This window comes from Streptomyces sp. NPDC053560 (genome assembly GCF_044544605.1).
GTDB lineage: Bacteria > Actinomycetota > Actinomycetes > Streptomycetales > Streptomycetaceae > Streptomyces.
Map to the genome: position 1 here is coordinate 105,002 of NZ_JBITXI010000001.1, position 25,128 is coordinate 130,129.

Below are 25,128 nucleotides of genomic sequence, written 5' to 3' on the forward strand. Positions count from 1 at the left end.
CGGGGTGACCGACGCCTCATTATGCAACATGTTGCATAACCGGCTCCGCTCGTCTACAAACGAAGCTCGTCGGCACTGTGCGCGCGAGGAGACTTCGGATGAGCCCGTACCCCCACCTGCTGAGCCCGCTGGACCTGGGATTCACCACCCTGCCCAACCGAGTCCTGATGGGCTCGATGCACGTCGGCCTGGAGGAGGCGCCGGGCGGGTTCGCGCGCATGGCGGCCTTCTACGCAGAGCGGGCCCGCGGCGGCGTCGGCCTCATCGTCACCGGCGGCGTCTCGCCCAACGAAGCCGGCCGCACCATGGACGGCGGCGCCAAGCTCACCACCGAGGCGGAGGCCGCGCAGCACGCCCAGGTGACCGAGGCGGTGCACCGCGAGGGCGGCAGGATCGCGATGCAGATCCTGCACACCGGGCGGTACGCGTTCAGCGAGAACCTGGTGGCGCCCAGCGCGCTCCAGGCGCCCATCAACCCCTTCACCCCGCGCGCCCTCACCGACGACGAGGTCGAGCAGACCATCGAGGACTACGTACGGGCCGCCGAGCTGGCGCGGCAGGCCGGTTACGACGGCGTGGAGATCATGGGCTCGGAGGGCTACCTCATCAACGAGTTCATCGCGGCGCCCACCAACCACCGCACCGACCGGTGGGGCGGCTCCTACGAGAACCGGATCCGCTTCCCCGTCGAGATCGTGCGGCGGACCCGCGAGCGGGTCGGCCCCGACTTCATCCTGATCTACCGGCTGTCGATGCTCGACCTGGTGCCCGGCGGCTCCACGTACGACGAGGTCGTCCAGCTGGCCAAGGAGGTCGAGGCGGCCGGCGCCACGATCATCAACACCGGTATCGGCTGGCACGAGGCTCGCATCCCCACCATCGCCACGTCCGTCCCGCGCGGCGCCTTCTCCTGGGTGACGCAGAAGGTCATGGGCGCGGTGTCCGTCCCGCTGGTCACCACCAACCGCATCAACACCCCCGAGGTCGCGGAGCAGTTGCTCGCCGAGGGCCGGGCCGACATGGTCTCGATGGCCCGCCCGTTCCTCGCCGACCCGGACTTCGTCGCCAAGGCCAGGGACGACCGCGCCGACGCCATCAACACCTGCATCGGCTGCAACCAGGCCTGCCTGGACCACATCTTCTCCGGCCAGATCACCTCCTGCCTGGTCAACCCGCGCGCCTGCCACGAGACCGAGCTGAGCCTCTCCCCCACCCGCCGCCGCAAGGAGCTGGCCGTGGTCGGCGCGGGCCCGGCGGGCCTGGCCTTCGCGGTGTCGGCGGCCGAGCGCGGCCACGGCGTGACGCTGTTCGATGCCGCCGACGAGATCGGCGGGCAGCTCAACGTCGCCCGCCGCATCCCGGGCAAGGAGGAGTTCAACGAGACGCTGCGGTACTTCCGTACGCGGCTCGAAGAGCTGAAGGTCGACGTGCGGCTGGGCACGGCCGTGACCGCCGAGGGCCTGGGCGCGGGCGGGTACGACGAGATCGTGGTCGCGGCCGGCGTCACGCCCCGCACCCCGGACATCCCCGGCATCGACCACCCCAGCGTGGTCAGCTACCTCGACGTGCTCGGCGGCCGGGTCGAGGCCGGGAAGACCGTCGCGGTGGTCGGCGCAGGCGGCATCGGCTTCGACGTGGCGGAGTTCCTGACCGACGGGGGCGAGGGGGCGAGCCTGGACCCGGCCGTCTTCTTCGGCCAGTGGGGCGTGGACACCGCGTACGGCGAGCGCGGCGGGCTCAAGGCCCCGGTGCGGACGGCCGCGCCCCGCGCCGTCCACCTGCTCCAGCGCAAGTCCAGCAAGGTCGGCAAGGGGCTGGGCAAGACCACCGGCTGGATCCACCGCACGGAGCTGCGCCACCGCGGCGTCACGATGACGGCGGGCGCCACGTACGACCGCATCGACGACGAGGGGCTGCACCTGACCGTCGACGGCGAGCAGACCGTCCTCGCGGCCGACACGATCGTGCTCTGCGCCGGCCAGGAGCCGCGCCGCGAGCTGTACGACGCGCTGGTGGCGGCCGGGCACACCGCGCACGTCATCGGCGGCGCCGACGTGGCCGCCGAGCTGGACGCCAAGCGCGCCATTCTGCAGGGCACGCGGCTGGCGGCCGACATCTGACCGCGCCCTAGGATGCGGGGTACCGGTGGTGGCGCACGCCGCCGGTACCCGCACCGCACCGGCACCACCGCCCCCTGGAAGGCCGCCATGTCCCTCCCGCACGCGATCCTCACGGCCCTGCTCGAGAAGCCGTCGTCGGGGCTGGAGCTGACGCGGCGGTTCGACCGGTCCATCCGCTACTTCTGGTCCGCCACCCATCAGCAGATCTACCGCGACCTGCGGAAGCTGGAGGAGGCCGGACTGATCCACGCCCTGCCGCAGGCGCAGCCCTCGCGCGGCCAGAAGCGGGAGTACGAAGTGCTGCCGGCGGGGCGCGAGGCACTCACCGCGTGGGTGGCCGAGCGGCAGGAACCGCGGGCCATGCGCGACCCGCTGCTGCTGCGGCTGCGGGCCGCCGCGGTCGTCGGCGCGGCCGGCCTCACCGCGGAGTTCGAGCGCCATCTGGCTCTGCACGAGCGGCAGTTGGCTGAGTATCACGAGATCGAGGCGCGCGACTTCCCGCCGACGAAGACGGCGGAGCCGGACCGGCTCCAGCATCTCGTCCTGCGGGCCGGCATCGCCCAGGAGACCTTCTGGGTGCAGTGGCTGACCGAGTCGCTCACGGAGCTGCGCGCGATCGAGGCCGGGCGGGGCCCCGGGGACGGCGGTTCCGCCTGACCGCGGGGCCGGCCACCGGCCGGCCCCCGTCCGGCACCTCCCGTCAGTCCAGTCCGCCCCGCTTGACGAGCTGGGCGGCGATGACGTTGCGCTGGATCTCGTTGGTGCCCTCCCCGACGATCATCAGCGGTGCGTCGCGGAAGTAGCGCTCGACGTCGTACTCCGTGGAGTAGCCGTAACCGCCGTGGATGCGGACCGCGTTGAGGGCGATCTCCATGGCGGTCTCGGAGGCGAAGAGCTTGGCCATGCCGGCTTCCATGTCCACCCGGCGCCCGGCGTCCGCCTCCCGGGCGGCGTGCAGGGTCAGCTGGCGGGCCGCGGTGAGCTTGGTGGCCATGTCGGCCAGGTAGTTGCCGACCGACTGGTGCTGCCAGATCGGCTTGCCGAAGGACTCGCGTTCCTGGGCGTAGGCCAGGGAGTCCTCCAGTGCGGCCCGGCCCACCCCCAGCGCGCGGGCCGCGACCTGGAGGCGGCCGGTCTCCAGCCCCTTCATCATCTGTCCAAAACCCTTGCCCTCCGCGCCGCCGAGCACGGCGTCCGGGGCCGCCCGGTAGTTCTCGAAGGACAGCTCGCAGCTCTCCACGCCCTTGTAGCCCAGCTTGGGCAGGTCCCGGGAGACGGTGAGGCCTGGGCCGTGCTCGACCAGGAGGATGGAGATGCCCTTGTGGGCGGGGGTGGCGTCGGGGTCGGTCTTGCAGAGCAGGGCGATCAGCTGGGAGCGGCGGGAATTGGTGATCCAGGTCTTGGACCCGTTGACCACGTACCCTCCCCCACGCTCGGCTTCGCTCGCGTGGGAGGTGCCCTCACCGCCCTTGCGGGCCGTGGTGCGCATGGCCTGGAGGTCGGAGCCGCCGCCCGGCTCGGTCAGCGCCATGGTGGCGCGGATCTCGCCGGTGGCCATCCTCGGCAGGTAGCGGCGCTTCTGTTCCTCGGTGCCGAAGTACAGCAGCAGCTTGGCCACCACGGTGTGGCCGCCCATCGCGCCGGCCAGGCTCATCCAGCCCCGCGCCAGTTCCTCGGTGACCAGCACGTAGCAGGGCGTGGAGACCGGCGTGCCGCCGTACTCCTCGGGCACGGCGAGCCCGTAGATGCCCAGCTCCTTCATCTTCTCGATCTGGGCCTCGGGGTAGGTGTTGGTGTGCTCCAGCTCCTGCACGACCGGCTTGACGTCCTTGTTCACGAAGTCGTGCACGGTCTCGACCACGAAGCGCTCGTCGTCGGTGAGGCTGTCCAGGGTGCTCATGCGGGGTCCTTCGGTGAGTACGGGGCGGGGCGTCAGACGACCGCGTCGGCGCGGAGCGCGGCGAGTTCGGCGGGCGTGCGGCCGAGTGCGGTGAGGATCGCTTCGGTGTGTTCGCCGACGGCCGGTACGGGGTCCATGCGGGCGGTGAGCCCGGCGAGGTCGGCGGGCGGCAGGAGGGCCTGCACGGTGGCGCCGGGCACGGCGACCTCGCGCCAGCGGTCCCGGCCTTCGAGGACGGGGTGGTCCAGGAATTCGGCGACGGAATTCACCCCGGCGTTGGCGATGCCCAGCTCGTCCAGCACCTTCATGACGTCCGCTGCGGCGGAGCGGGTGAAGCGCTCGGCGATGACGGTGTCCAGCTCGTCGCGGTGGGTGACGCGGTCCGAGCCGGTGGCGAACCGCGGGTCGTCGGTCAGCTCGGGGCGCCCGAGGAAGCCCGCGCACAGCGCGGCCCATTCGCGTTCGTTCTGGATGGAGAAGAGCACGTCCTTGCCGTCGGCGGCGGTGTAGGCGCCGTACGGGGCGATGGTGGCGTGCCGGGTGCCGACGCGCGGCGGCTGGCTGCCGCTGTGCCGGGTGTAGTACGCGGGCTGGCTCATCCACTCCGAGAGCGCTTCGAAGAGGGAGACCTCCACGGCGCGGGCGACGCCGGTGGTGGCGCGGGTGAACAGGGCGGCGAGGATGCCGCTGTAGGCGTACATGCCGGCGGAGATGTCGGCGACGGAGACCCCGACGCGGGCGGCCTCGTCGGCGCTGCCGGTGAGGGAGACCAGGCCGGTCTGGCACTGGACGAGCAGGTCGTACGCCTTGCGGTCGGCCCACGGCCCGCTGGTGCCGTACCCGGAGACGGTGCAGGGGATCAGCTTCGGGTAGCGGGCGGCGAGCGCGTCGGGGCCGAGGCCCAGGCGGGTGGCCGCGCCCGGCGCGAGGTTCTGCACGAAAACATCGGCCTCGGCGAGGAGTTCGTGCAGGATCTCCCGGCCGCGCTCGTCCTTGAGGTCGAGGGTGAGGGATTCCTTGGAGCGGTTGAGCCAGACGAAGTAGCTGGAGTGGCCGTGGACGGTGGTGTCGTAGCGGCGGGCGAAGTCGCCGTCGCCGGGGCGTTCGATCTTGATGACGCGGGCGCCGAGGTCGGCGAGCTGGCGGGTGGCGAAGGGGGCGGCCACGGCCTGCTCGATGCTGACGACGGTGATGCCTTCGAGGGGGCGCTGCTGGTGTTCCATCAGGACTCCTGCGCGGTGGGTTCGGTGGCGGCCGGGAACGCCGTACGCATCAGCTCCGCCGCACGCTCCCAGGTGAGGCCGGCGAGCAGGTCCGGTACGCCGGGGCCGCAGGCGGCGAACTTGTCGCGCAGTTCGCCGGCCGAGGGCGGGCGCTGCGGGGAGCCGGGCGGCAGGGCCAGCTCGGAGTGGACGGCCGTGCCGTCGGCGAAGTCCAGCCGGAGGGCGACCTCGCCGTCGAGCAGGGTGGTGGTCCCGCCGGGCCGCCGGTCGACGGTGACCTGTCCCATGAGCTGCTGCGCTGCGGGGCGGGACACGGCCTCGTCGGTGAAGCTGCCGAAGCCGGGATAGTCGTCGAGGAGCGCGGTGGCGACCGCGTACGGCATGGAGAACTTGCCCTCCAGGCCGGTGAGGGGCCGGTCGTGGATGAGGGGGTGGACGGTGCCGGCGGGGGTGGTGACGGTGACGCCGGTGAGGTCGCCGTGCACCCGGTCGCGGACCTCGCGCAGTGCGGCGATCGGCCGCTGCATGGCGTAGCAGCAGGGGTACATCTTGATCGCCAGACCGCCGGGGACGGCGGGGGCTGTGGGGAAGTCGGTGGCCGGGGTGCCGCCGACGCGGGTCAGCCAGGCATCCAGGGCGCGCGGGTCGGCGGTGGCGCCGGCGCGGGCGAGCCGGGCGGCGCGTACTCCGGCGTCGGCGGCGAAGCCCACTTGGAGGGACTTGCTGTGGGTGCCGAACGCCTCCTGGACGCCGCCGGCCGCGGGGACGGCGAGCGCCATGGCGGTGGCGAGCCGGTCCACGTCCAGGCCGAGGGCGATACCGGCCGCGACGGCGGCGGCCGGGGCGCCCGCGGTGCAGGTCGCGTGCCAGCCCGCCGCGTAGTGGCCCCAGCCGAGCATCGCGCCGAGCCGGGCCATGACGCCGGCGCCCGCGAGGTAGGCGCGCGCGTCGCCGCCTGCGGCGAGCACGGCGGGGACGGTGACGACGGAGATGTGCGTGGTGGTGTCCGTGTGCAGGTCGTCGAAGTCCAGCACGTGGGCCATGGCCGCCCAGCGGGCCGCGTCCGGGAGCGGCGCGGCGACCGGGCGCAGCGGGTGGTCCCGGGCGGCCAGCGCGACGGCGAGGGTGTCGGCCAGCGCCCGGTCGGCGAGCGCGTGGCCGTCGGGGTCTGCCCGGTGGTCGTGTGCCCACTGGGCAAGGGCTCGGGCGGCGGTCATGCGGTCCCCTCCGTGGTTCGGCGGCCACCGGCCTCACGGTCGGCGGCTCCTCTGCCGAGGATTTGTACGGCCAAATGATCGCGGTGTCAATGGCGCCTCACCCGGCCGACAAATCCAGCGATCACCGGGCCTTGACGTCGCCGTGAGCCGGACCACAGAATGCCGACGCCATGCGTGGAGCCACTTTGTACGCAGCAATGCCGTACATTGCCGCACCGAATGGCCGACCCTTTCCGGGACTCCTTGGAGGTACGTCAGTGACGCCCCCGTCCCCCGCCCTCGCCGCGCTCGGCACAGCGCCGATCGGCCGCACCCACCGCAAGGTGCTGCTGGTCGTCAGCGCGATGTTCCTGTTCGACCTCGCGGACCTGAACACCTTCGCCTTCGCGGCGCCGGCGATCCGCGCCACGCACCACTTCACCGTCCAGGACGTGGCTCTGGTGACCGCGCTGAGCTTCGCCGGGATGGCGGTGGGCGCGGTCCTCGGCGGCCGGGCGGCCGACCTCGTCGGCCGCCGGCTCGGCATGTCCGCCGCCGTCGCCCTCTTCTCCGCCGCCTCGCTGCTCAACGCCGCCGTCTCGACGCCGGGCACGATGGCCACCGCCCGCGCGCTCACCGGCTTCGGCCTCGGCGCGATGACCGCCATCGCGATCTCCTACCTCTCCGAGGTCACCCCCACCACCCACCGCGGCCGCTTCCAGGCCGTCGCCCTCGGCGTCGGCCTCGTCGGCATCCCGCTGGTCGCCTTCACGGCCCGCGGCATCACCGTGTCCCACCCCGCCTCCTGGCGCTGGCTGTTCGTCGCCGGCGCGCTCGGCTTCCTGCTGCTCCCGCTGGTCCTCCGGCTGCCCGAGTCGCCGCGCTGGCTGCTCACCCGGGGCCGGACCGCGGAGGCCGAGGAGACGGTGCGCCGCTTCGTACCGGACTTCCGCGGCGGCGGGCAGGAAGAGCCGGGCGGAACGCTTCCCGCGGCCGCGCCCAAGGCCCGCTTCCGCGACCTCTTCGCACCGGGGCAGCGCCGCAACTCGATCGTCATGATGGTCGTCTGGGCCTTCGCGCTGACCGGCTTCTACGGCTTCCAGTCCTGGGTGCCGACCCTGCTGGCCGATCGCGGCCAGGACTTCGCCACCTCGATGACCATGTCGGCGGTCAACACGATCGGCGCGGTGCCCGGCGCCTTCCTCGCCGCCCCGTTCATCGACCGCTTCTCGCGCAAGCACCTCGCGGTGGCCCTCGGGCTGATCGTCGCCGCCGTCGGCATCGGCTACGGCCTGAGCGCCGGCTCGGTGGCCATCATGCTCTTCGGCGTCGCGTTCGCCGCGCTCAGCCAGGCCTACATCGCGGTCCTGTACTCCTACACACCCGAGCACTTCCCGACCGCCCTCCGCACGGCGGGGTCCGGTCTCGGCAACGGCGCCGGGCGGGCCGCCAACATCGTCGCTCCCTTGATCATCGCGGCCGTCTACACCGCCCCGCACCTCGGCTACGCGGGCGTGTTCGCCTTCGTCGCCGGCACCTGGCTGGTCGCCACCCTCACCGTCGCGTTCTTCGGCATCGACACCCGCGACCGGCCGCTGGAGGACCTGCACGGCCGCACCGCGCAGGACGATGGAGTACCCGACGGCATCCCGCGCCCCGCCACCACCCGCTGACCCGCACCCGCCCCGTACGACAGGAGCCTTCATGACCGGCGCCCCCGCCGACGTCCCGGCCGCCGACTTCCGCGTCCTCGAAGAGACCGCCCGCACCTGGCACCCCGCCGACACCGGCGCCACCGACCCCCTCGACCCGGCGCCGGTCGCCGCGCTCTCCGCCGTACTGGACCTGCCGGAGCCGGTCGCCGCGGCCGGGCAGCCGCTCCCCCCGCTGTGGCACTGGCTGCACTTCCTGACCTGGCCCCGGCAGAGCGAGCTGGGACCGGACGGGCACCTGCGCGACGGCCACTTCCTGCCACCGCTGCCCGAGCGGCGCCGGATGTTCGCGGGCGGCCGGCTGAAGGTCCGCAAGCCGCTCACGGTCGGGCGGCCGGCCGAGCAGACCAGCGGCGTGGTCAAGGCGCAGGCCAAGCAGGGCCGGACCGGCGGGCTGCTGTTCGTCACCGCGCGCACCGAGTTCCGCCAGGACGGCGAGGTGCGGGTGACCGAGGAGCAGGACATCGTCTACCGCAGCGGCGGCGGCGCGCCCGTACCGGACCGGATCACCCTCGACCCGGACGCCGCACCGCACAGCGACGAGCCGTGGCAGCTGCCGTGGACCACCGACCCGGCCGTCCTCTTCCGCGTCAGCGCGCTCACCGCCAACGCGCACCGCATCCACTACGACCAGCCCTACGTCACCGGGGTCGAGGGCTACCCCGGGCTGGTCGTGCACGGCCCGCTGCTCGTCCTGCAGATGCTGGAACTGGTCCGCCGCCACGCGCCCGGCCGCACCGTCCGCACGCTCTCCTACCGGCTGCGGCAGCCGTCCTTCTGCGGCGAGCGGCTGCTGTCCTGCGGCACGCCGTACGAGGAGGACGGCCGGGCGGGCGTCCGGCTGTCCGTCGCCGGACCGCGCGCCGCCGAGCACGCCACCGCGGAGGTGACCTTCGCATGACCGTCGCCGAGGCAGCCCCGTACGTCCGGGCCCTGGCCGCAGCGCGCAGCCTGCTCTTCGTCCCCGGCAACCGCGCCGACCGCTACGCCAAAGCGGCCGGGGCAGGCGCCGACGGGGTGATCGTGGACCTGGAGGACGCGGTCGCACCGGACGGCAAGAACGCCGCGCGGGACGCCGTCGCCGAGTGGCTGGCGGGCGGCGCGCGGGCGGTGGTGCGGATCAACCCGCCGGACACCGAATGGCACGAGGCCGACCTGGCGATGGCCGCCGCGCACGGCGCGCCCGTCATGCTCCCCAAGGCCGAGGACCCGGCCGTCCTCGCGGCGGTCGCCGACCGGACCGGCGGCAGGCTGCCGGTGCTGGCGCTGGTGGAGACGGCGGCCGGGGTGGAGAACGCCGCCGCGCTGTGCCGCGCCCCGAACGTCGTACGCGCCGCCTTCGGCAACATCGACCTCGCGGCGCAGCTCGGCGTGGATCCCGACGACCACCAGGCGCTGGCGTACGCGCGCTCGCGGCTGGTCTGCGCTTCCGCGGCGGCCGGGCTGGCACCGCCGCTCGACGGGGTGACGGCCGGGCTGGCGGCCGACGGGCCGCTGCCGGGGGACGTGGCGCACGCCCGGCGGCTGGGCTTCGGCGGCAAGCTCTGCATCCATCCGCGTCAACTCGGCACCGTGCACGAAGGGTTCACTCCGTCGGCGGCCGAGACGGAGTGGGCGCGGCGGGTGCTGGCGGCGGAGGGCGCGGTGGCGGTGGTCGACGGGCAGATGGTGGACCGGCCGGTGCTGGAGCGGGCCCGGCGCATTCTGGCAGCGGGGCGCGGTTGAGGTCGGTGCGGCGCGTGGCCCGGCGGCCGCGCCGGGCCGGCCGGGCCGCGCGCCGCACCGCGTCGGAGACGTCCCCGCAGGTGACCAGGGTGTTCCGCGGCCGATAAGCTGGCCTTCCCTTCCCACCCGAACGGCGACGAGGATGTGATGGCCAACAAGCCGACCCGTGGACGGACCGCGTACCAGCAGCTGGCGGACGACCTGCGCACGGACCTCGCGGGCGACCGGTACCCCAAAGGGGTGCGGCTGCCGACCGAGGCGGAGCTGGCCGAGAAGTACCGGGTCAGCCGGCAGACGGTGCGCCGCGCCTTCCACGACCTGGTCGCCGAGGGCCTGGTGTACCGGGTGCCCGGGCGCGGCACGTTCGCCGCGCCGCGCGACGGCCGCTATCTCCGCAGGTTCGGCTCGGTCGACGACCTGATGGGCCTGTCGCTGGACACGATCATGCAGCTGACCGGCCCGCTGCGGCGGCGGGTGGACATCGACGCGGCCGGGCGGCTGCGGCTGGACAGCGACGTGGTGCACACCCTCGCCTTCCGCCGGCTCCACGACGACGTGCCGTTCTGCCATACGACGGTGTGGCTGCCGCCGGACGTCGGCGAGACGCTGGCGGACGTGGAGCAGCTCACCGAGACCGGCGCGCGCTCCACCTTCACCATCATCGGCCTGCTGGACGACCGGCTGGACTCGCCCATCACGGAGGCCGAGCAGTCCATCACGGTCGCACCGGCCCCGGCGGCCGTCGCGGAGGAGCTGGCGTGCGAGCCGCACCACCCGCTGCTGCGCATCGACCGGCTCTACACGACCTCCGAAGGCCGCCGCGTCGAGCTGGCCACCAGCTACTTCCTGCCCGAGCAGTACTCCTACCGGGTCCGGCTGCGCCGCTGATCCCCGCCCCCGGCGTCAGGCCCCGGAGGGCGGCCGGTCGTTCAGGATCCGCTGGAAGAGCCGGTGGTCCTGCCACTTCCCGTGCACGTGGAGGAATTGCGGCGCGACGCCGTAGGCCCGGAAGCCGCACTTCTCCAGGACGCGCTGGGAACCGACGTTGTGCAGCAGCGTCCCCGCTTCGAGCCGGTGCAGCCCGGCGTCCTCGTCGGCGTACCGGGCGACCGCCTCGACGGCGGCGCTCGCCAGCCCTTTCCCGGTGTGGTCGACGTCGATCCAGTAGCCGACGCTGCCGCTGTTCAGCGGGGCGCGCACGATCCCGGACAGCGTGACCGTGCCGGCGAGCCGAGAGCCGTCGGTGAGCACCCAGGGCATCGCCCGGCCGGCCTCGCGCTCCGCCAACTGCACGGCCAGGCGGTCCCGTTGTCCCTCGATGGTGTAGAAGCCCTCGTCCCGCCACGGGTCCCACGGCCGCAGGTGCTCGCGGTTGCGCAGATACGCCGCGAGCAGCGCGTCGACATCGCCGGCGTCGGCCGGGCGCATCTCGATGCCACCCGGCAGCACGCATGTCTCATTCCCCATGCCCGTCACAGTAACTCCGCCGCCTGCCGGGCCTATTGGCCCGGTGCGGAAGGCGTCGGGCAGCGTCGGGTACGCGCTCCGGGGGCGGGGCGGCGACGCGGGGCCTCAGGCCAGCGGGACGTCCAGCACGGCCTTGCGGTGGCTGAACGTGGCGATGGAGTGCGGGCCGTGGTACGCGCCCATGCCACTCTCGCCGACGCCGCCGAACGGCAGGTCGGGGATGCGCAGATGGGCCATGGGCATGCCGAAGCCCAGGCCGCCCGAGGAGGTCTCCGTGGCCAGCCGGCGACGGGTGGTCTCGTTCTCGGTGAAGCCGTAGAGGGCCAGCGGCTTGTCGCGGTCGTTGATGAACGCGATCGCCTCGTCCAGGCCCTCGACCTCGACGATCGGCAGCAGCGGACCGAAGATCTCCTCCTGCATGACCGGGGAGTCGGGAGCGACGTCGGCCAGCACGGTCGGCGCGATGTACTTCTGCTCCCGGTCGTGGCCACCGCCGGTGACGGTCCGGCCGGAGCCGAGCAGACGGGTGAGCCGGTCGAAGTGGCGGTGGTTGATGATCCGGCCGTAAGCGGGGGACGCCGCCGGGTCGGTGCCGTACAGCCCCTCGACGGCCTCAGCGAGCGCCGCCTGGAGGGCCTTGGAGGTCTCCGGGTCGGTCAGCACGTAGTCGGGTGCGACACAGGTCTGGCCGGCGTTCTGGAACTTGGTGCGGGCCAGCCGCTGCGCCGTGCGCGTCACGTCCGCGTCCCGGTCGACGAACGCCGGGGACTTGCCGCCCAGTTCGAGGGTGACGGGCGTGAGATGCTCGGCGGCGGCCCGCATCACGATCCGGCCGACCGTGCCGTTGCCGGTGTAGAAGATGTGGTCGAAGCGCTGCGCGAGCAGTGCCGTGGTCTCCGGCACCCCGCCCTCGACGACGGCGACCGCGTCGTTGTCGAGGTACTCCGGCAGCAGCCGGGCCAGCAGCGCCGAGGTGGCCGGGGCCAGCTCACTGGGCTTGGCGATGACGGTGTTGCCCGCCGCCAGCGCGCCCGCGAGCGGCACGAGCAGCAGCTGTGCCGGATAGTTCCACGGGGCGATGACCAGGACGACGCCGAGCGGGTCGAACCGGGTGCCCGCCGTGCTGCCCGCCGGGAAGCCCTCCGCCGAGAGCGGCTTGGCGCTGGGCCGCAGCCACTCCTCCAGGTGCTCCAGGGTGTGGTCGATCTCCCGGACCGGGAAGTCCACCTCGGCGGCGAATGCCTCGGCCTCGCTCTTGCCCAGGTCCGCGTGGAGCGCGGCGGCGAGGTCGGCGCGGTGCTCGGTGAGCAGCGTCCGGAGCTTCCAGAGCTGCTGCGCACGCCACTCCAGGGAGCGGGTGCGGCCGTCGCGGAAGGTGGCACGCAGCCGGGCGACGAGGTCGGCGGGGGCCTCGGCGGCGGTGTCAGCGGTGGCTGCGGGCGCTTCGGCGGTGGTGGCGGGTGAGCCGGTCATGCGGTGCTCGATTCGTTCGAGGTGTTGCGTGCGATCGGTTATGCACAGCGTCGGAGTGGAAGCATTCATTCCGCCGAGGACGGGACCGGCCCGGAGGCAGTACCGAAGCCGGAGCGGACCCGGGGTCGGCGCCGGGGCCGGAGCCGGCCCGCGGTCAGCCCAGCGCCTTGGCCACCTCGGTGGCCAGCGGCGCCGACGAGGACGGGTTCTGGCCGGTGTAGAGGTTCCGGTCGGCGATGACGTGCGGCGCCCACGGCTCGCTCTCGCGGAAGTCCGCACCGAGCTCCACCAGGCGGTCCTGGAGCAGCCACGGCGCCTTGTCCGCGAAGCCGGCCTGCGCCTCCTCGGCGTTGGTGAAGGCGGTGAGGCGGTACCCGGCGAACGGCGAGGTGCCGTCGGCGCCGCGCGTGGCGAGCAGCGCGGCCGGGCCGTGGCAGACGATGCCCAGCGGCTTGCCCGAGGCGAGCGTCTCGGTGAGCACCCGGCCCGAGGCCTCGTTCACCGCCAGGTCCTCCATCGGGCCGTGGCCGCCGGGGTAGAAGACGGCCGCGTAGCCCGCCACGTCGACCTGCTCCAGCTTGACCGGGCTGCGCAGCGGGTCCATCGACTGCAGCGCGGCGGCGACCGCGTCCGAGCCGTCCTGGCCGCCGTTGAACTCCGGCGCCAGGCTCGCCGGGTCCAGGGTCGGCTGCACGCCGCCGGGCGTGGCGACCACGACCTCGTGCCCGAGCTCGGTGAAGACCCGGTACGGGGCCACCACCTCTTCGCCCCAGAAGCCGGTGGGGTGCCGGGTGCCGTCCTTCAGCGTCCAGTGGTCGGCGCCGGTCAGCACGAAAAGGATCTTCGCCATGTCGGTCCTCCGGTTCCTTCGGTTCCGCGGGGCGTGTGCGCTGCCCCGAACGTAACGGCTGTGCCCGGTCCGCGCCGTCCAGCGCGCCGGGGCCTCGGACGCCCGCGTGCCCGGCCGTCCGCCGGCTATGCCTGGTTCCCCCGATCCGAGGGCGGCCCCACCGTTCCCTCCGGGCCCGCGCCGCCCGCGTCCTCCCCGCCGTTCCACTCCCGGTCCATCTCCCGCCACTCCCGCCGGAGTCCCGCCAGCTGGGTGGCGAGAAGGTACGCGGCGCCGCTCACCGCCAGGACCGGTACCAGCCCGAGCCAGCCCACCACCGCACCCGCCACCAGGCCGCCGAGCGGGATGCCCGCCCAGGACAGCGAGTCGCCGAGGGCGCCGACCCGGCCGAGCAGCCGGCGCGGGACCCGTTCCCAGACGACCGCGCCCAAGATCGGGTTGAGGAAGCCGGAGCCGAAGCCGGAGAGCGCGTACACGGCCACCACTGCCCACACCGGTACGTCCAGCGCCAGGATCACGAAGCGGGGCGCGCCGGAAAGCAGGAAGCCGGTGAAGAAGACCAGCCGGCGGCGCATCCGGTGGGCCACGACCGCGGCGACCAGGCTGCCGGCCACCGCCGTGAGGCCCGTCGCTGCCGTCATCAGCCCGATGGCGGACGGTCCGTTGCCGGTCTCCCTGGCCCAGATCGGCAGCAGCACGGCATTGCGGGCCGCGTCGAGGAAGTTGGTGAAGCCCACGGTGCCGATGATGGCGAGCAGCAGCGGCTGGCCGCGCAGGTAGGCGAAGCCCTCGGCGAACCGCCGCCAGTAGCCAGGCCCGGGACCGCCGTCCGCGGCGGCGGGGTCCGGCGCCGCGGCACCGCCCATGCCGCGCGGCAGCGCCAGGCCGACGAGCACCGACCCGAGCGCGAACGTCGCGGCGTTGACGAGGAGTCCGGTCAGCGGTCCGAGCACGGCGACCAGGACGCCGCCCGCGCCGGGGCCGACCGTCGAGGCGAGCCGTTCGACGACGCCGAGGAGGCCGGTGGCCCGCTCGATGGAGACCGCCGAACGCGCCGCCGCCTCCGGGATCATGACCTCCTTGGCCAGGTCACCGGGGCCCCGCGCGCCGCCGATCACCGCGACCACGACGAGCAGCAGCCAGAAGTCCAGCACCCCGAGCGCGTGCAGCACCGGTATAGCGGCGACCCCCGCCGCGCTGGCCACGTCCGTCGTCCAGGAGATCACCCGCGGTCCCGCGCGGTCGACCAGCGGCCCGGTCAGCGCCTTGATCAGCACGTACGGCGCCATCTCGCAGAAGGCGACCAGGCCGGTGCGGGCCGCGCTGCCGGTGCTGACCAGGACGAACCAGGGCAGCGCGATGGCCGAGACCCGCGTACCGGCCTGCGAGACGGCGGCCGCGACCAGCAGCCCCGCCAGCGGCCGCATCCGGGCGCGACTCCCCGCCCACCGGCCCGGTGTCCGTCTCGGCCGCTCGCCCATGGCTGGTCTCACGTCGCCACGCCCCCGTTCCCGCCCCGCGCACTCACGCGCCCCCCGGCGCTCCTATTGCCCTCCGGTTTCCTATACCGCCCGCCGGGCGCGTATGGCAGTGCCCGTTGGTCCCTTACCGCGCTGCCGTAGGTGCGCGAAGATCACGGCATGACAGAGTCCCACCGCACCGGCACCGCTGCCCTGCCCGCCCCGCTGCTCGTCCGTACCGGCGGCGAGCACGAGGTCCTCGAAGCATTCCTGGACTTCCACCGTGCGACGGTCAGGGGGAAGGTCGGCGGCCTGGCCGATGCCGCGGCGCGCCGCCGGCTCGTGCCCTCGCAGACCACCCTCGCCGGCCTGGTCAAGCACCTGACCCTGGTCGAGCGGGAGTGGTTCCCCGCCCTGCTCACCGACGGCGAACCGCCCGTGGAGAGCGGGCACACGGGCGGCTGGGAGGTGGCGCCCGAGGAGACCCTCGACGCGTTGGTGACGGCGTACGACGCGGCCTGCGCGCGGTCCCGCGCTGTGGCCGCCGGCCTCCCGCTGGACCACGTCGTTCCGCATCCGCAGCTCGGCGAGGTCTCGCTGCGCTGGATCTACGTCCACATGATCGAGGAGACGTCCCGGCACGCCGGGCACGCGGACATCCTCCGTGAGCAGACGGACGGCGCGACGGGAGTCACGGCGTGAGCGCCCGGCGTGGCTGCCGGGCCCGTACCGGTGTCCGGTAGCCTGAAATTGATTGCATAGCCCATATACGTACGTGCCGTACGGGCGGCGCGCCGTACGGCCGGCGCCGTGCGGAGCCCGCCCGCGCTTCCATCGGAGCTCCCCCATGCGCCTGCTGCTGATCCGTCACGGTCAGACCCCGTCCAACGTCGGTCACCTCCTGGACACGACCGCCCCGGGGCCCGGCCTGACCGAACTGGGCGAGCAGCAGGCGGCGGCGCTCCCGCAGCGGCTGGCCGACGAGAAGATCGACGCGCTCTACGCCTCCACGCTCGTGCGGACGCAGCTGACCGCGGCGCCGCTCGCGCAGGCCCGCGGCCTGGAGGTGGTGGTCCGCGACGGCATCCGCGAGATCACCGCGGGCGACCTGGAGATGCGCGGCGACGCCGCTTCCAACGACCAGTACCAGCGCGTGGCGTTCTCGTGGCCGGCGGGCAGGCCGGAGCTGCGGATGCCCGGCGGGGAGAACGGCACGGAGATGCTGGCGCGCTACGACGCGGTGATCGAGGAGATCGCCGCGTCCGGCGTGGAGGCGGCCGCGGTGGTCAGCCACGGCGCGGCGATCCGTACCTGGTCAGCGGCGCGCGCCGGCAACCTGGACGCGGACTGGGCCATCGCGCACCCGCTCCCGAACACCGCGGTCGTCGTCCTGGAGGGCACGCCCGCCACCGGCTGGACGGCCGTGACCTGGTCGGACCTGGAGATGACCGGCGCGGAACCGCAGCCCGGCCGCTGAGCCCGGCGCTCGGAGCGGTCACGGAAACAGGCTGTCGCCGATCCAGAGGACCAGTGCGCAGGCGGCTGCCAGGGCCACCATGAGGAGGACGAACTCGACCCACGCGGCGACCGGAAGGCGCGGCTTGGGCACCGGCCGGGCAGGAACGACCGGGCAGCACTTCGAGCAGTGCGGTGGCACCGATACGGCCATGGCGCACAGGATCCTGCGTACCGAGGTACCGCACAAGGGGCGCGAACGGCGTCTTCGGCGCCCGTAGGCACACTCCGGGCCATGCTGCGCTACGACGGACCCCGAATGGGGGGTTTCAACGATAAATCACCCATTTGCGGCTTTCTTGGGCTTGATACGTACTGTGAGGCTGGAAGAACTCACGGTGACCGTCCCCACGACCCCAGGAGAGCATCCCCATGGTCCTGTCCGTCTCCGGCGTTGTCCTGCTCGGCGTCATTGTCTTCCTCTTCTTCCGCAAGGACGGGCTGAAGGTCACCCACGCCCTCGTCTGCGCGCTCTTCGGCTTCTACCTCGCGGGGACCGCCATCGCCCCGGGCATCAAGGCCGGCGGCGCCAGCCTCGCGGGGCTGATCAGCGGGCTGAACCTCTGAGAGCCGTGACGCGCGAGCCGCCACGCCACCACCTTCCAGGAGACCTTCCGTGCCCCGGCGTCCACTGCCCAGCATCCTGAGCAACCGCATTCCCCTCGCCCGCGGCCGCGACTTCGCGCGGACCGCGGCCGACGGCGCCTCCGACGTGTTCCACCCGCTGTTCGTCATCGGCCGCGGCCTGCGCCGCCTGGTCGGGTCCGGCCGGCAGCGGTGGTCGGCGACGCCCCGGGAACGCCGCGGCCCGACGCTGTGCATGGCCGCCATGGGCCTGGCCGCGCTCGCCCTCGCGCCGTACGGGCCGCTGCTCGCCCTCATCTCCCTGATGGCCGCGGCGGCCTGGGCGGGCCGCGAGCGGACACCGGCGGACACCGGTCCCAGTGAGGCGGAGACCGGCCGGCTGCGCGCGCTGTACGAAGCGCTGGTGCCGTACCTCAGCTTCGAGGGCGACCCGAACCCGCTCTACGTGCACGACGGCGACTGGACCGCCGCCTTCACCGAGTACGAGTTCGACGAGGACGGGCGGCTGTCCCGGCTCCTCCTGAAGTACCCGGTGTACTTCACCGATGCCGAGGCCCCGTCCCGGGCACGCATCGAACAGGTCCTGCTCGCCAAGTCCGGGCGGGGCCGCGAGTACCACTTCGCATGGGACCAGGAAGCCAACCGGCTCGTCCTGAGCGTGCTGCCCGCGCTGCCGACCGACATCGCCGCGCAGCGGTTCGTGACCGCGCCCGGCGAGACCGTCCTCGGCTTCACCGACGCCGGCGCCGTCCAGCGCACCGTCCCCGTGGCGGGCGCCGCCGAGGAGGCGGAGCCCAGGGACGTGCCGCCGGTGGTCTGGCGGACCGGACCGCGCTCCACCGAATCCCACCTGCTGGCCCTGGGCCGCCCCGGCAGCGGCACCACGACCCTGCTGCGCTCCGTCGCACTGCAGGCGCTCGCCCACGGCGACGTACTGGTCGTCGACGGCAGCGGCACCGGCGAGTACGCCTTCCTGCTCGGGCGGCCCGGCGTACTCGGCGTGGAATGCGGGCTCAGCGGCACGCTCGCCACGCTGGAGTGGGCGGCCCGCGAGACGGAGCGGCGGCTGATCGCCGCCAACCGCGCGCGGCAGGCCGGGCTCCCCGTCCCCGACGACATCCGCCAGCCGCTGTGGATCATCGTCGACCGGCCGGCCACACTGACCCACCTCGCCGCCGCCGAAGGCCGCGAGGACCCGCAACGCCTCCTCCAGGTCCCGCTGCGCCACGGACGCGCGGCAAACGTCACGATCGTCCTCGCCGAACAGTTCGAGGGCGCCGAGCTGCTGAGCGAGCCGGTACGGGCCCACACCCGCGCGCGGGTCGTGCTCGGACCCACCTCGCCCGAGGACGTACGCGCCGTCCTCGGCGCCGCCCCGGAGACCACGCCCGCCGACCAGGTGCCGCCGGGGCGCGGCTACGCCCGCCTCGGGTCAGGCCCGGTGCTCCGCCTCCAAGTGCCCGCCACGCCGGACCCGTTCGACGACGCGACGAGTGAATACCACCGGCAGGCGGTGCTGGCGCTGCTGCCGGAGCGCTCGGCACAGCTCGGCTCCGTCCCCGCGGCCGCCGACCCGCTCGCCGACCCGGACTTCGGATTCGGGTACCGGAGCGGCACCGCCTCGGAGGCGGTATAGCCGCTGCCCCCCAGGGGCACCCCGCCTCCGGGCGGCCACCGGTGACGCGCTCCACCGGTGGCCGCCCGGACCCTTTCGGGGGCCGGGAACCTCAGGCCACGAAGGAGTGCACCGGTCGGGGGCCGGCAGCCTCAGGCCACGAAGGAGTGCACCGGCTCGGCATCGAGGGACTGGCCCGTGGCCACGAGATGAGCGGCGCCGGCCAGCCGGGCGGCGGCCTGGTCGGCCACCGCGCCGCTGACCGTGAACGGCAGCCGCACGAAGCCCTCGAAGGCGCCGTCGACGCCGAAGCGCGGCCCCGACGGGACACGTACGCCCAGCCGCTCCCCCGCCTCCGCGATGCGCGAGCCGGACAGCCCGCCCGTACGCGCCCACAGGGTCAGGCCGCCGTGGGGAACGCTGAACTCCCAGTCGGGCAGGTGGCGCCGGACCGCTTCGACGATCGCGCCACGGTTCTCGCGCGCCTGCTCCCGGCGGATCTCGACCGCCTCTTCCCAGCCGCCGCCCTCCAGCAGCGAGACGATCGCGAGCTGTTCGAGGACCGGCGAGCCGAGATCCGCGTAGGCACGGGCCGCGACCAGGCTGCGGATGATGTCGGGCGCGGCACGCACCCATCCGATGCGCATGCCGGCCCAGAACGCCTTGCTCGCCGAACCAACCGTGATCACCGAGCTGCCGGACGGGTCGAACGAACAGAGCGCCGACGGCACTTCGACGTCGGGGTCGAGGCACAGCTCGGTCATCGTCTCGTCGACGACCAGGACCGTGCCGGCCGAGCGGGCCGCGGCGACCAGCCCGCGCCGCTGCTCCTCCGTGGCGAGCGACCCCGTGGGGTTGTGGAAGTCGGCGACGACGTACGCCATACGGGGCGCGGCGTCCCGCAGCACCTGGCGCCAGGCCGGAATGTCCCAGCCGCCCAGCCCCTCGGCCAGCGCGACCGGAACCAGCCGGGCCCCGGCGTCCCGCATCAGCTGGAGGATGTTGGCGTACGACGGCGAGTCGACGGCCACCCGCTCCCCGGGGCGGGTGATCAGACGGCAGATCGCGGCCACGGCGCCCATCGCGCCGGTGGTGACCATGATCTGCTCGGGCATGGTCGGGATGCCGCGCGCGGTGTACCGGTCGGCGAGGGCCTGCCGCAGCGCGGGCAGCCCGGCCGGGTAGTCGCCGTGCGTGTGGGCGTAGAGCGGCAGCTCCGCCATGGCGCCCTGGACCGCACGGGTGAGCCAGGGCTCGGGCGCCGGCAGTGCGGCGCAGCCCAGGTCGATCATCGAACCCGCGGCCTCCGGGGGCAGCGGTTCGAGGCCCCGGGTGGGCAGCGGGTTGCCGGCCGGGACGGCGGTCCAGCTGCCCGAGCCGCGCCGGGACTCCAGAAAGCCCTCCGCGCGCAGCGCTTCGTAGGCGGCGGCGACGGTGGTCCGGCTGACCGACAGCGCGGCTGCCAGCTCGCGCTCGGCGGGCAGCCGGGCCGCCACGGGGACGCGGCCCTCCAGCACCAGGAGGCGAACGCCGTCGGCGAGGGTCCGGTAGGCGGGGATGCGGCGGCCGCCGACCGCCGCCGCGGCGGCACGGTCGTCCTGCGACCGCACCAGGCGGGCGAGTTGGGTCGCGCCCACCGCTGAAGTCCACTGCGCCATCTCGACCAGTCCACCTTTCCCGAATTGGCCCTGGTACCGGCTCATCGGCCCGCCACAGGCTGACCTCCTACAGTCCAATTCTGCCAGGAGGGGGAACCCGTTGTCTGCGAAGGGGTCCGCGAAGGGGTCGGGAGCCGGGCCGGGCAGGCGCCATCTGCCCCGGCGGCTGCTCCAGCTGTACGTCGGTCTCACGGCCTACGGCGTCAGCATGGGCCTGATGGTGCGCGCGGGGCTGGGCCTGGAGCCGTGGAGCGTGCTGAACCAGGGCATCTCCGAGCACACGGGCGTGAGCATCGGCACCGTCACGATCATCGGCGGAGCGCTGATCCTGCTGCTCTGGATCCCGCTGCGGCAGCGCGTCGGGCTGGGGACGGTCTCGAACGTGGTCGTGCTCGGCCTGGTCATGGACGCCACGATCGCCCTGGTGCCCGCGTACTCCTCGTGGGCCGTCCGCGTCCCGATGCTGGCGCTCGCGGTCGCTCTGAACGGCGCGGCGACCGGCCTGTACATCTCCGCGCGCTTCGGGCCCGGGCCCCGGGACGGCCTGATGACCGGCCTGCACCTGCGTACCGGGCGCCCGATCCGCCTCGTCCGTACGTGCATCGAGGTCACCGTTCTCGTGGTGGGCTTCGTGCTGGGCGGTTCGGTCGGCGTGGGCACCGTCGTGTACGCGCTGGCGATCGGCCCGATGGCGCAGCTCTTCCTGCGGGTCTTCGCGATCGAGGGACTGGAGGAGGAACGGTCCCGGGTGGTCGCCGCGGGGAGCGCGGCACCGGCGCCCCAGGAGCCGGCGGCAGCATCGGAGGAGCAGGCGGCGGCACCGGAAGCGGCCACAGGACCGGCCGCGGCGGAATCGGCCACGAGGCCTGGCTGCTGAGCGCGGCGCTTCGGGGGCGCGCCTTCGGGAGGGCCGCGCCTTCGGGGCGGTAGGCGCCTTCGGGAGGGGCCACGTCTCCAGGAGCGCCTCCCGTAGCGGCCTTCCTGGCCGGACCCCGCTCCCCCGCCCCACGGGCCGCCCGCCATACTGCCCGCGTGACCGCACTGCTCCCGCGCCCCCGCCACCCGTACCTCGATCACCCGGCGCCGCTCGCCTTCGCCCACCGGGGCGGCGCGGCGGACGGCCTGGAGAACACCGCACTCGCCTTCCGCCGCGCCGTGGCGGGCGGCTACCGCTATCTGGAGACCGACGTCCACGCCACGTCGGACGGCCGTCTCGTGGCGTTCCACGACGCCACCCTGGACCGGGTCACCGACGCCCGCGGCCGGATCGGCGCACTGCCCTGGCACGCGGTACGACGGGCCAGGGTGGCGGGCCGGGAGCCGCTGCCGCTCTTCGAAGAGCTGCTGGAGGAGTTCCCCGAGGCGCGCTGGAACGTGGACGTGAAGGCGGAGCCCGCGCTGCGCCCGCTGCTGACGCTGCTGCGCCGTACGGGGGCGTGGGACCGGGTGTGCGTCGGCTCGTTCTCGGAGGGACGGGTGGAGCGGGCGCAGCGGCTGGCGGGCGGCCGGCTGGCCACCTCGCTGGGCACCCGCGGGGTGGCGGGGCTGCGACTGCGCTCCTACGGGCGGAGCCTGCCGCTGGACCGGCTGCTGGGAGCGGCGGTACGGCGCAGCGCGGTGTGCGTCCAGGTACCGGAGCGGCACGCGGGCCTCCGGGTGGTGGACCGGCTGTTCCTCCAGGCCGCGCGCCGGCTCGGCCTCCAGGTGCACGTGTGGACGGTCAACGATGCGCGGCGGATGGCGGATCTTCTGGACCTCGGCGTGGATGGCATCATGACCGATCACATAGACACGCTGCGGGATGTACTGGCCGCGCGGGGCGCCTGGACCTGACCTACGGGATGCCGCACCGCGACCGTTTCCACCCGCCGTGGCGGGAACGCGAGGGGGAACGGGTGGGTGTGGACATCGCCGTGGAACCGGACGGGCCGACGGACGGCGCGGCCCGGCGGCGCGAGCAGCGCGGCTGGTACTGGTACGACTGGGCGAACAGCGTCTACTCGACGACCGTCCTGACGGTTTTCCTCGGGCCGTATCTGACGTCCGTGGCCAAGGCGGCAGCGGACGCGCACGGCTTTGTGCACCCGCTGGGCATCCCGGTACGGGCCGGATCGTTCTACGCGTACTCGGTGTCGGCGTCCCTGCTGCTCTCCGTGCTGGCGATGCCGCTGGCCGCGGCCGCGGCGGACCGCAGCGGCCGCAAGAAGCCGCTGCTGGGCTGCTGCGCGTACGTGGGCGCCGCGGCGACGACGGGAATGTTCTTCCTGGACGGCGACCGCTATCTGCTCGGCGGGGCGCTGCTGATCATCGCGAACGTCTCGTTCGTGGTGTCGATGATGCTCTACAACTCCTACCTGCCCCAGATCGCGGCGCCGGAGGAGCGGGACGCGGTGTCGTCCCGGGGCTGGGCCTTCGGGTACGCGGCGGGCGCGCTGGTCCTCGTGGCCAACCTCGTGCTGTACGCGGGCCATGCCTCCTTCGGGCTCTCCGAGGGCAGCGCCGTACGGATCTGCCTGGCCTCCGCGGGGCTGTGGTGGGCGGTCTTCACGGTGGTGCCGCTGCGGCGGCTCCGGGACCGGTTCCCGGCCCGCGCCGCGACGGCCCCGGCCCCGGCCCCGGCCCCGGGCGGCGGTCTGCGGCAGCTGCGGGAGACCCTGCGCGACCTGCGGCGGCATCCGCTGACGCTGGGCTTCCTGCTGGCTTACCTGGTGTACAACGACGGCGTGCAGACGGTGATCACCCAGGCGTCGGTGTTCGGCTCGGAGGAGCTGGGCCTGGACCAGACGACGCTGATCGTGGCGGTCCTGCTGGTGCAGGCGCTGGCGGCGGCCGGCGCGGTGCTGATGGGCCGACTGGCCCGGCGGTACGGCGCCAAACGGACGATTCTCGGCTCGCTGGTGGCATGGACGGCCGTGATCGTGGCGGGGTACTTCCTGCCCGCGCACGCGCCCGTGTGGTTCTTCTGCCTGGCCGTGGCCATCGGGCTGGTGCTGGGCGGCAGCCAGGCGCTCTCGCGGTCGCTGTACTCGCACCTGATACCGCGCGGAAAAGAGGCCGAATACTTCGCCGCTTACGAGATCAGCGACCGGGGCGTGAGCTGGCTGGGGCCGCTGGTCTTCGGGGTCGCCTACCAAGTGACGGGCAGCTACCGGGACGCGATCGTCTCGCTGGCGGCGTTCTTTGTGATCGGATTTGTCCTGCTCAGCCGCGTGCCGGTGCGGCGCGCCGTGATCGCCGCGGGGAATCGCGCACCGGACCTGATTTAGGCAAGCGGGGCGCGGGGCGGTAGTGTACGCCTTTGGCTCACCAGGCGGACCGTTACTGCGCGCTGAACCTCGGACAGCGGCGGGTGACATCTGCTGCCAGATGTGACAAACCGGGCGTTGGTGGGTACAACAAGGGGCGGCACGACGGGCGACGCATGTGCGGGTTACGGGAATCTTCACCGCCGACCGGACGTTGACCGGATGACGACGACAGCGACACCTGTCCTGTGGGCGACAAGCCCGGGAGGCACGATTCATGAGTGAGCGAGCTCTTCGCGGCACGCGACTCGTGGTGACCAGCTACGAGACCGACCGCGGCATCGACCTGGCACCGCGCCAGGCGGTGGAGTACGCATGCGAGAAGGGCCATCGTTTTGAGATGCCCTTCTCGGTAGAGGCCGAGATTCCGTCGGAGTGGGAGTGCAAGGTTTGCGGCGCTCAAGCACTCCTGGTGGATGGCGATGGCCCTGAGGAGAAGAAGGGCAAGCCCGCGCGTACGCACTGGGACATGCTCATGGAGCGGCGTACCCGCGAGGAGCTGGAGGAGGTGCTGGCCGAACGGCTGGCCGTCCTGCGCTCCGGCACCATGAACATCGCCGTGCATCCGCGCGACACCAACAAGAAGTCCGCCTGACGGCGGACGGCGCATGAGGGCCGGGACCCCTGCTTCGGCAGGGGTCCCGGCCCTCATGTCGTTTCTGTCTCCCCCGGTACCGTTCCCGTCAGCCGTGAGCCGAGGGCCGACCCCTGGGGCCCGGGGGCGCCGCGCCCCTCAGCGGGGCAGCGGCGGGTCCTGGCGCGGCGCGGCCGGCGGCTCGTCGTCGCGGATCACCTCGCCCTGGACGACCTTGCCGTCCGGAGCGTGCATACGCGCCTGCTGGAAGGCGTCGCCGAACGAGCCCGGGGTGTGGCGGGTCTGCCGCTCCAGCAGCCGCTCCACGCGCCGCTGAAGCAGCTTGCGGGTGGGCGGGAAGAGGCACAGCAGCCCTGCGACATCCGAGATCAGCCCCGGGCACATCAGCAGCAGACCGCCGAGCATCGGCAGGACGTTGCCGCCGCTCCGCTCGGGCGCGGCCTTCGCCGGGTCGGCGCCGGGCTGTTGGAAGGCTTCGGTCAGGTTCTTCCAGGCGCGCCGGCCGGCCCGCTTGATGACGTACCCGCCGATCACCACCCCGGCCACCAGCAGGAGAAAGACCGTCAGTCCGCCCGCGGCCCCACCGACCAGGGAGAGCAGCCAGATCTCCAGGACGGCCCATACGGCGATGCCGATCGGCACCAGACGGCGGGCGCGGGAACGCTGCGGCGGACGGGAATGCGGTGGCGTGGTGGCGGACGTCATGACTCAAGTGTGCCTGGCCGGGCG

Annotated in this window: 24 protein-coding genes; 14 read left to right on the forward strand and 10 right to left on the reverse strand. The window is 73.5% G+C overall.

The window, feature by feature from the left end:
* Positions 1-98 precede the first annotated feature (98 nt).
* Together ACIGQF_RS00520 and ACIGQF_RS00525 are read left to right on the forward strand one after the other, a co-directional pair.
* Positions 99-2,120, forward strand: coding sequence for an FAD-dependent oxidoreductase (locus tag ACIGQF_RS00520; RefSeq protein WP_399703498.1), 2,022 nt, complete (start codon positions 99-101; stop codon positions 2,118-2,120).
* An 87-nt stretch (positions 2,121-2,207) separates the two neighbouring features.
* On the forward strand, positions 2,208-2,777 hold the full coding sequence (locus ACIGQF_RS00525) for a PadR family transcriptional regulator (RefSeq protein WP_399703501.1): 570 nt from the start codon (positions 2,208-2,210) through the stop codon (positions 2,775-2,777).
* Between the two features lie 43 nt (positions 2,778-2,820).
* On the opposite strand, the gene ACIGQF_RS00530 is transcribed toward ACIGQF_RS00525, so the two are convergent.
* From ACIGQF_RS00530 to ACIGQF_RS00540, 3 genes are read right to left on the reverse strand one after another with little or no spacing between them, the layout of a single operon-like run.
* Positions 2,821-4,020 (reverse strand): acyl-CoA dehydrogenase family protein, encoded by a 1,200-nt coding sequence (locus ACIGQF_RS00530; protein WP_399703503.1) that lies wholly within the window; start codon positions 4,018-4,020, stop codon positions 2,821-2,823.
* A gap of 32 nt (positions 4,021-4,052) precedes the next feature.
* The gene (locus ACIGQF_RS00535) at positions 4,053-5,243 is read right to left on the reverse strand and encodes a CaiB/BaiF CoA transferase family protein (protein WP_399703505.1); all 1,191 of its coding nucleotides are present in this window, start codon (positions 5,241-5,243) and stop codon (positions 4,053-4,055) included.
* Entirely contained in the window at positions 5,243-6,460 is a 1,218-nt protein-coding gene (locus ACIGQF_RS00540; RefSeq protein WP_399703508.1) for an MmgE/PrpD family protein, read from the reverse strand. The genes ACIGQF_RS00535 and ACIGQF_RS00540 overlap by 1 nt, the downstream gene beginning before the upstream one ends.
* 257 nt (positions 6,461-6,717) lie before the next feature.
* On the opposite strand from ACIGQF_RS00540, the gene ACIGQF_RS00545 reads away from it, so the two are divergent.
* The 4 genes from ACIGQF_RS00545 to ACIGQF_RS00560 all read left to right on the forward strand — a co-directional run bounded on the left by ACIGQF_RS00545 (position 6,718) and on the right by ACIGQF_RS00560 (position 10,764).
* Entirely contained in the window at positions 6,718-8,112 is a 1,395-nt protein-coding gene (locus ACIGQF_RS00545; protein ID WP_399703511.1) for an MFS transporter, read from the forward strand.
* Positions 8,113-8,143: 31 nt separating this feature from the next.
* Entirely contained in the window at positions 8,144-9,052 is a 909-nt protein-coding gene (locus ACIGQF_RS00550; protein WP_399703514.1) for a hypothetical protein, read from the forward strand.
* Positions 9,049-9,876 (forward strand): HpcH/HpaI aldolase/citrate lyase family protein, encoded by an 828-nt coding sequence (locus ACIGQF_RS00555; RefSeq protein ID WP_399703518.1) that lies wholly within the window; start codon positions 9,049-9,051, stop codon positions 9,874-9,876. Before ACIGQF_RS00550 ends, ACIGQF_RS00555 begins: the two co-directional genes overlap by 4 nt.
* A 147-nt stretch (positions 9,877-10,023) precedes the next feature.
* A complete protein-coding gene (locus ACIGQF_RS00560) occupies positions 10,024-10,764 on the forward strand; it encodes a GntR family transcriptional regulator (RefSeq protein WP_399703521.1) in 741 nt (246 codons plus the stop codon).
* A gap of 15 nt (positions 10,765-10,779) precedes the next feature.
* Here ACIGQF_RS00560 and ACIGQF_RS00565 read toward each other — a convergent pair whose 3' ends face one another.
* From ACIGQF_RS00565 to ACIGQF_RS00580, 4 genes are all read right to left on the reverse strand, one after another.
* Complete coding sequence (locus tag ACIGQF_RS00565; protein ID WP_399703523.1) at positions 10,780-11,343, reverse strand: GNAT family N-acetyltransferase; 564 nt, start codon at positions 11,341-11,343, stop codon at positions 10,780-10,782.
* A 105-nt stretch (positions 11,344-11,448) separates the two neighbouring features.
* On the reverse strand, positions 11,449-12,816 hold the full coding sequence (locus ACIGQF_RS00570; RefSeq protein ID WP_399703526.1) for an aldehyde dehydrogenase family protein: 1,368 nt from the start codon (positions 12,814-12,816) through the stop codon (positions 11,449-11,451).
* Positions 12,817-12,970: 154 nt separating this feature from the next.
* Positions 12,971-13,666 carry a type 1 glutamine amidotransferase domain-containing protein gene (locus tag ACIGQF_RS00575; RefSeq protein ID WP_399703528.1) on the reverse strand — a complete coding sequence of 232 codons (696 nt, stop codon included), beginning with the start codon at positions 13,664-13,666 and terminating at the stop codon, positions 12,971-12,973.
* 125 nt (positions 13,667-13,791) lie between these two features.
* Positions 13,792-15,093 (reverse strand): MFS transporter, encoded by a 1,302-nt coding sequence (locus ACIGQF_RS00580; protein ID WP_399703530.1) that lies wholly within the window; start codon positions 15,091-15,093, stop codon positions 13,792-13,794.
* Positions 15,094-15,306: 213 nt separating this feature from the next.
* On the opposite strand from ACIGQF_RS00580, the gene ACIGQF_RS00585 reads away from it, so the two are divergent.
* Together ACIGQF_RS00585 and ACIGQF_RS00590 are read left to right on the forward strand one after the other, a co-directional pair.
* On the forward strand, positions 15,307-15,828 hold the full coding sequence (locus ACIGQF_RS00585; RefSeq protein ID WP_399703532.1) for a DinB family protein: 522 nt from the start codon (positions 15,307-15,309) through the stop codon (positions 15,826-15,828).
* Positions 15,829-15,973: 145 nt separating this feature from the next.
* Positions 15,974-16,603 carry a histidine phosphatase family protein gene (locus ACIGQF_RS00590; RefSeq protein ID WP_399703534.1) on the forward strand — a complete coding sequence of 210 codons (630 nt, stop codon included), beginning with the start codon at positions 15,974-15,976 and terminating at the stop codon, positions 16,601-16,603.
* 18 nt (positions 16,604-16,621) lie between these two features.
* On the opposite strand, the gene ACIGQF_RS00595 is transcribed toward ACIGQF_RS00590, so the two are convergent.
* Complete coding sequence (locus tag ACIGQF_RS00595) at positions 16,622-16,795, reverse strand: hypothetical protein (RefSeq protein ID WP_361561562.1); 174 nt, start codon at positions 16,793-16,795, stop codon at positions 16,622-16,624.
* Positions 16,796-17,013: 218 nt separating this feature from the next.
* Here ACIGQF_RS00595 and ACIGQF_RS00600 point away from each other — a divergent pair, with 218 nt between their 5' ends.
* Both ACIGQF_RS00600 and ACIGQF_RS00605 read left to right on the forward strand, forming a co-directional pair.
* Positions 17,014-17,208, forward strand: coding sequence for a hypothetical protein (locus ACIGQF_RS00600; RefSeq protein WP_103835563.1), 195 nt, complete (start codon positions 17,014-17,016; stop codon positions 17,206-17,208).
* Positions 17,209-17,257: 49 nt separating this feature from the next.
* Positions 17,258-18,862 (forward strand): ATP-binding protein, encoded by a 1,605-nt coding sequence (locus tag ACIGQF_RS00605; RefSeq protein ID WP_399703537.1) that lies wholly within the window; start codon positions 17,258-17,260, stop codon positions 18,860-18,862.
* A 131-nt stretch (positions 18,863-18,993) separates the two neighbouring features.
* Here ACIGQF_RS00605 and ACIGQF_RS00610 read toward each other — a convergent pair whose 3' ends face one another.
* Positions 18,994-20,499: a PLP-dependent aminotransferase family protein gene (locus ACIGQF_RS00610; RefSeq protein ID WP_361561564.1), complete on the reverse strand. Its 1,506-nt coding sequence runs from the start codon at positions 20,497-20,499 to the stop codon at positions 18,994-18,996.
* 208 nt (positions 20,500-20,707) lie between these two features.
* Between ACIGQF_RS00610 and ACIGQF_RS00615 the strand changes: the two genes are divergently transcribed.
* The 4 genes from ACIGQF_RS00615 to ACIGQF_RS00630 all read left to right on the forward strand — a co-directional run bounded on the left by ACIGQF_RS00615 (position 20,708) and on the right by ACIGQF_RS00630 (position 24,399).
* On the forward strand, positions 20,708-21,376 hold the full coding sequence (locus ACIGQF_RS00615; protein ID WP_399704735.1) for a YitT family protein: 669 nt from the start codon (positions 20,708-20,710) through the stop codon (positions 21,374-21,376).
* Positions 21,377-21,531: 155 nt separating this feature from the next.
* On the forward strand, positions 21,532-22,332 hold the full coding sequence (locus ACIGQF_RS00620) for a glycerophosphodiester phosphodiesterase family protein (protein ID WP_399703541.1): 801 nt from the start codon (positions 21,532-21,534) through the stop codon (positions 22,330-22,332).
* A gap of 68 nt (positions 22,333-22,400) precedes the next feature.
* Positions 22,401-23,765 (forward strand): MFS transporter, encoded by a 1,365-nt coding sequence (locus tag ACIGQF_RS00625; protein ID WP_399703544.1) that lies wholly within the window; start codon positions 22,401-22,403, stop codon positions 23,763-23,765.
* A 256-nt stretch (positions 23,766-24,021) separates the two neighbouring features.
* Positions 24,022-24,399, forward strand: coding sequence for an RNA polymerase-binding protein RbpA (locus tag ACIGQF_RS00630; protein ID WP_103835566.1), 378 nt, complete (start codon positions 24,022-24,024; stop codon positions 24,397-24,399).
* 138 nt (positions 24,400-24,537) lie between these two features.
* Here the strand turns inward: ACIGQF_RS00630 and fxsA are convergent, their stop codons facing one another.
* Positions 24,538-25,104, reverse strand: coding sequence for an FxsA family membrane protein (gene fxsA / locus ACIGQF_RS00635; protein WP_399703548.1), 567 nt, complete (start codon positions 25,102-25,104; stop codon positions 24,538-24,540).
* Positions 25,105-25,128: the final 24 nt, after the last annotated feature.

What these genes read in the sequence shown, in the direction of transcription:
- ACIGQF_RS00590 (WP_399703534.1), top strand. Translation starts at nt 15,974, where the DNA reads ATGCGCCTGCTGCTGATCCGTCACGGTCAGACCCCGTCCAACGTCGGT.
- ACIGQF_RS00600 (WP_103835563.1), top strand. Translation starts at nt 17,014, where the DNA reads ATGGTCCTGTCCGTCTCCGGCGTTGTCCTGCTCGGCGTCATTGTCTTC.
- ACIGQF_RS00595 (WP_361561562.1), bottom strand. Translation starts at nt 16,795, where the DNA reads ATGGCCGTATCGGTGCCACCGCACTGCTCGAAGTGCTGCCCGGTCGTT.
- ACIGQF_RS00535 (WP_399703505.1), bottom strand. Translation starts at nt 5,243, where the DNA reads ATGGAACACCAGCAGCGCCCCCTCGAAGGCATCACCGTCGTCAGCATC.
- ACIGQF_RS00610 (WP_361561564.1), bottom strand. Translation starts at nt 20,499, where the DNA reads ATGGCGCAGTGGACTTCAGCGGTGGGCGCGACCCAACTCGCCCGCCTG.
- ACIGQF_RS00615 (WP_399704735.1), top strand. Translation starts at nt 20,708, where the DNA reads ATGGGCCTGATGGTGCGCGCGGGGCTGGGCCTGGAGCCGTGGAGCGTG.
- fxsA (WP_399703548.1), bottom strand. Translation starts at nt 25,104, where the DNA reads ATGACGTCCGCCACCACGCCACCGCATTCCCGTCCGCCGCAGCGTTCC.
- ACIGQF_RS00585 (WP_399703532.1), top strand. Translation starts at nt 15,307, where the DNA reads ATGACAGAGTCCCACCGCACCGGCACCGCTGCCCTGCCCGCCCCGCTG.
- ACIGQF_RS00555 (WP_399703518.1), top strand. Translation starts at nt 9,049, where the DNA reads ATGACCGTCGCCGAGGCAGCCCCGTACGTCCGGGCCCTGGCCGCAGCG.
- ACIGQF_RS00550 (WP_399703514.1), top strand. Translation starts at nt 8,144, where the DNA reads ATGACCGGCGCCCCCGCCGACGTCCCGGCCGCCGACTTCCGCGTCCTC.
- ACIGQF_RS00540 (WP_399703508.1), bottom strand. Translation starts at nt 6,460, where the DNA reads ATGACCGCCGCCCGAGCCCTTGCCCAGTGGGCACACGACCACCGGGCA.
- ACIGQF_RS00580 (WP_399703530.1), bottom strand. Translation starts at nt 15,093, where the DNA reads ATGCGGCCGCTGGCGGGGCTGCTGGTCGCGGCCGCCGTCTCGCAGGCC.
- ACIGQF_RS00530 (WP_399703503.1), bottom strand. Translation starts at nt 4,020, where the DNA reads ATGAGCACCCTGGACAGCCTCACCGACGACGAGCGCTTCGTGGTCGAG.
- ACIGQF_RS00560 (WP_399703521.1), top strand. Translation starts at nt 10,024, where the DNA reads ATGGCCAACAAGCCGACCCGTGGACGGACCGCGTACCAGCAGCTGGCG.
- ACIGQF_RS00575 (WP_399703528.1), bottom strand. Translation starts at nt 13,666, where the DNA reads ATGGCGAAGATCCTTTTCGTGCTGACCGGCGCCGACCACTGGACGCTG.
- ACIGQF_RS00570 (WP_399703526.1), bottom strand. Translation starts at nt 12,816, where the DNA reads ATGACCGGCTCACCCGCCACCACCGCCGAAGCGCCCGCAGCCACCGCT.
- ACIGQF_RS00525 (WP_399703501.1), top strand. Translation starts at nt 2,208, where the DNA reads ATGTCCCTCCCGCACGCGATCCTCACGGCCCTGCTCGAGAAGCCGTCG.
- ACIGQF_RS00630 (WP_103835566.1), top strand. Translation starts at nt 24,022, where the DNA reads ATGAGTGAGCGAGCTCTTCGCGGCACGCGACTCGTGGTGACCAGCTAC.
- ACIGQF_RS00565 (WP_399703523.1), bottom strand. Translation starts at nt 11,343, where the DNA reads ATGGGGAATGAGACATGCGTGCTGCCGGGTGGCATCGAGATGCGCCCG.
- ACIGQF_RS00520 (WP_399703498.1), top strand. Translation starts at nt 99, where the DNA reads ATGAGCCCGTACCCCCACCTGCTGAGCCCGCTGGACCTGGGATTCACC.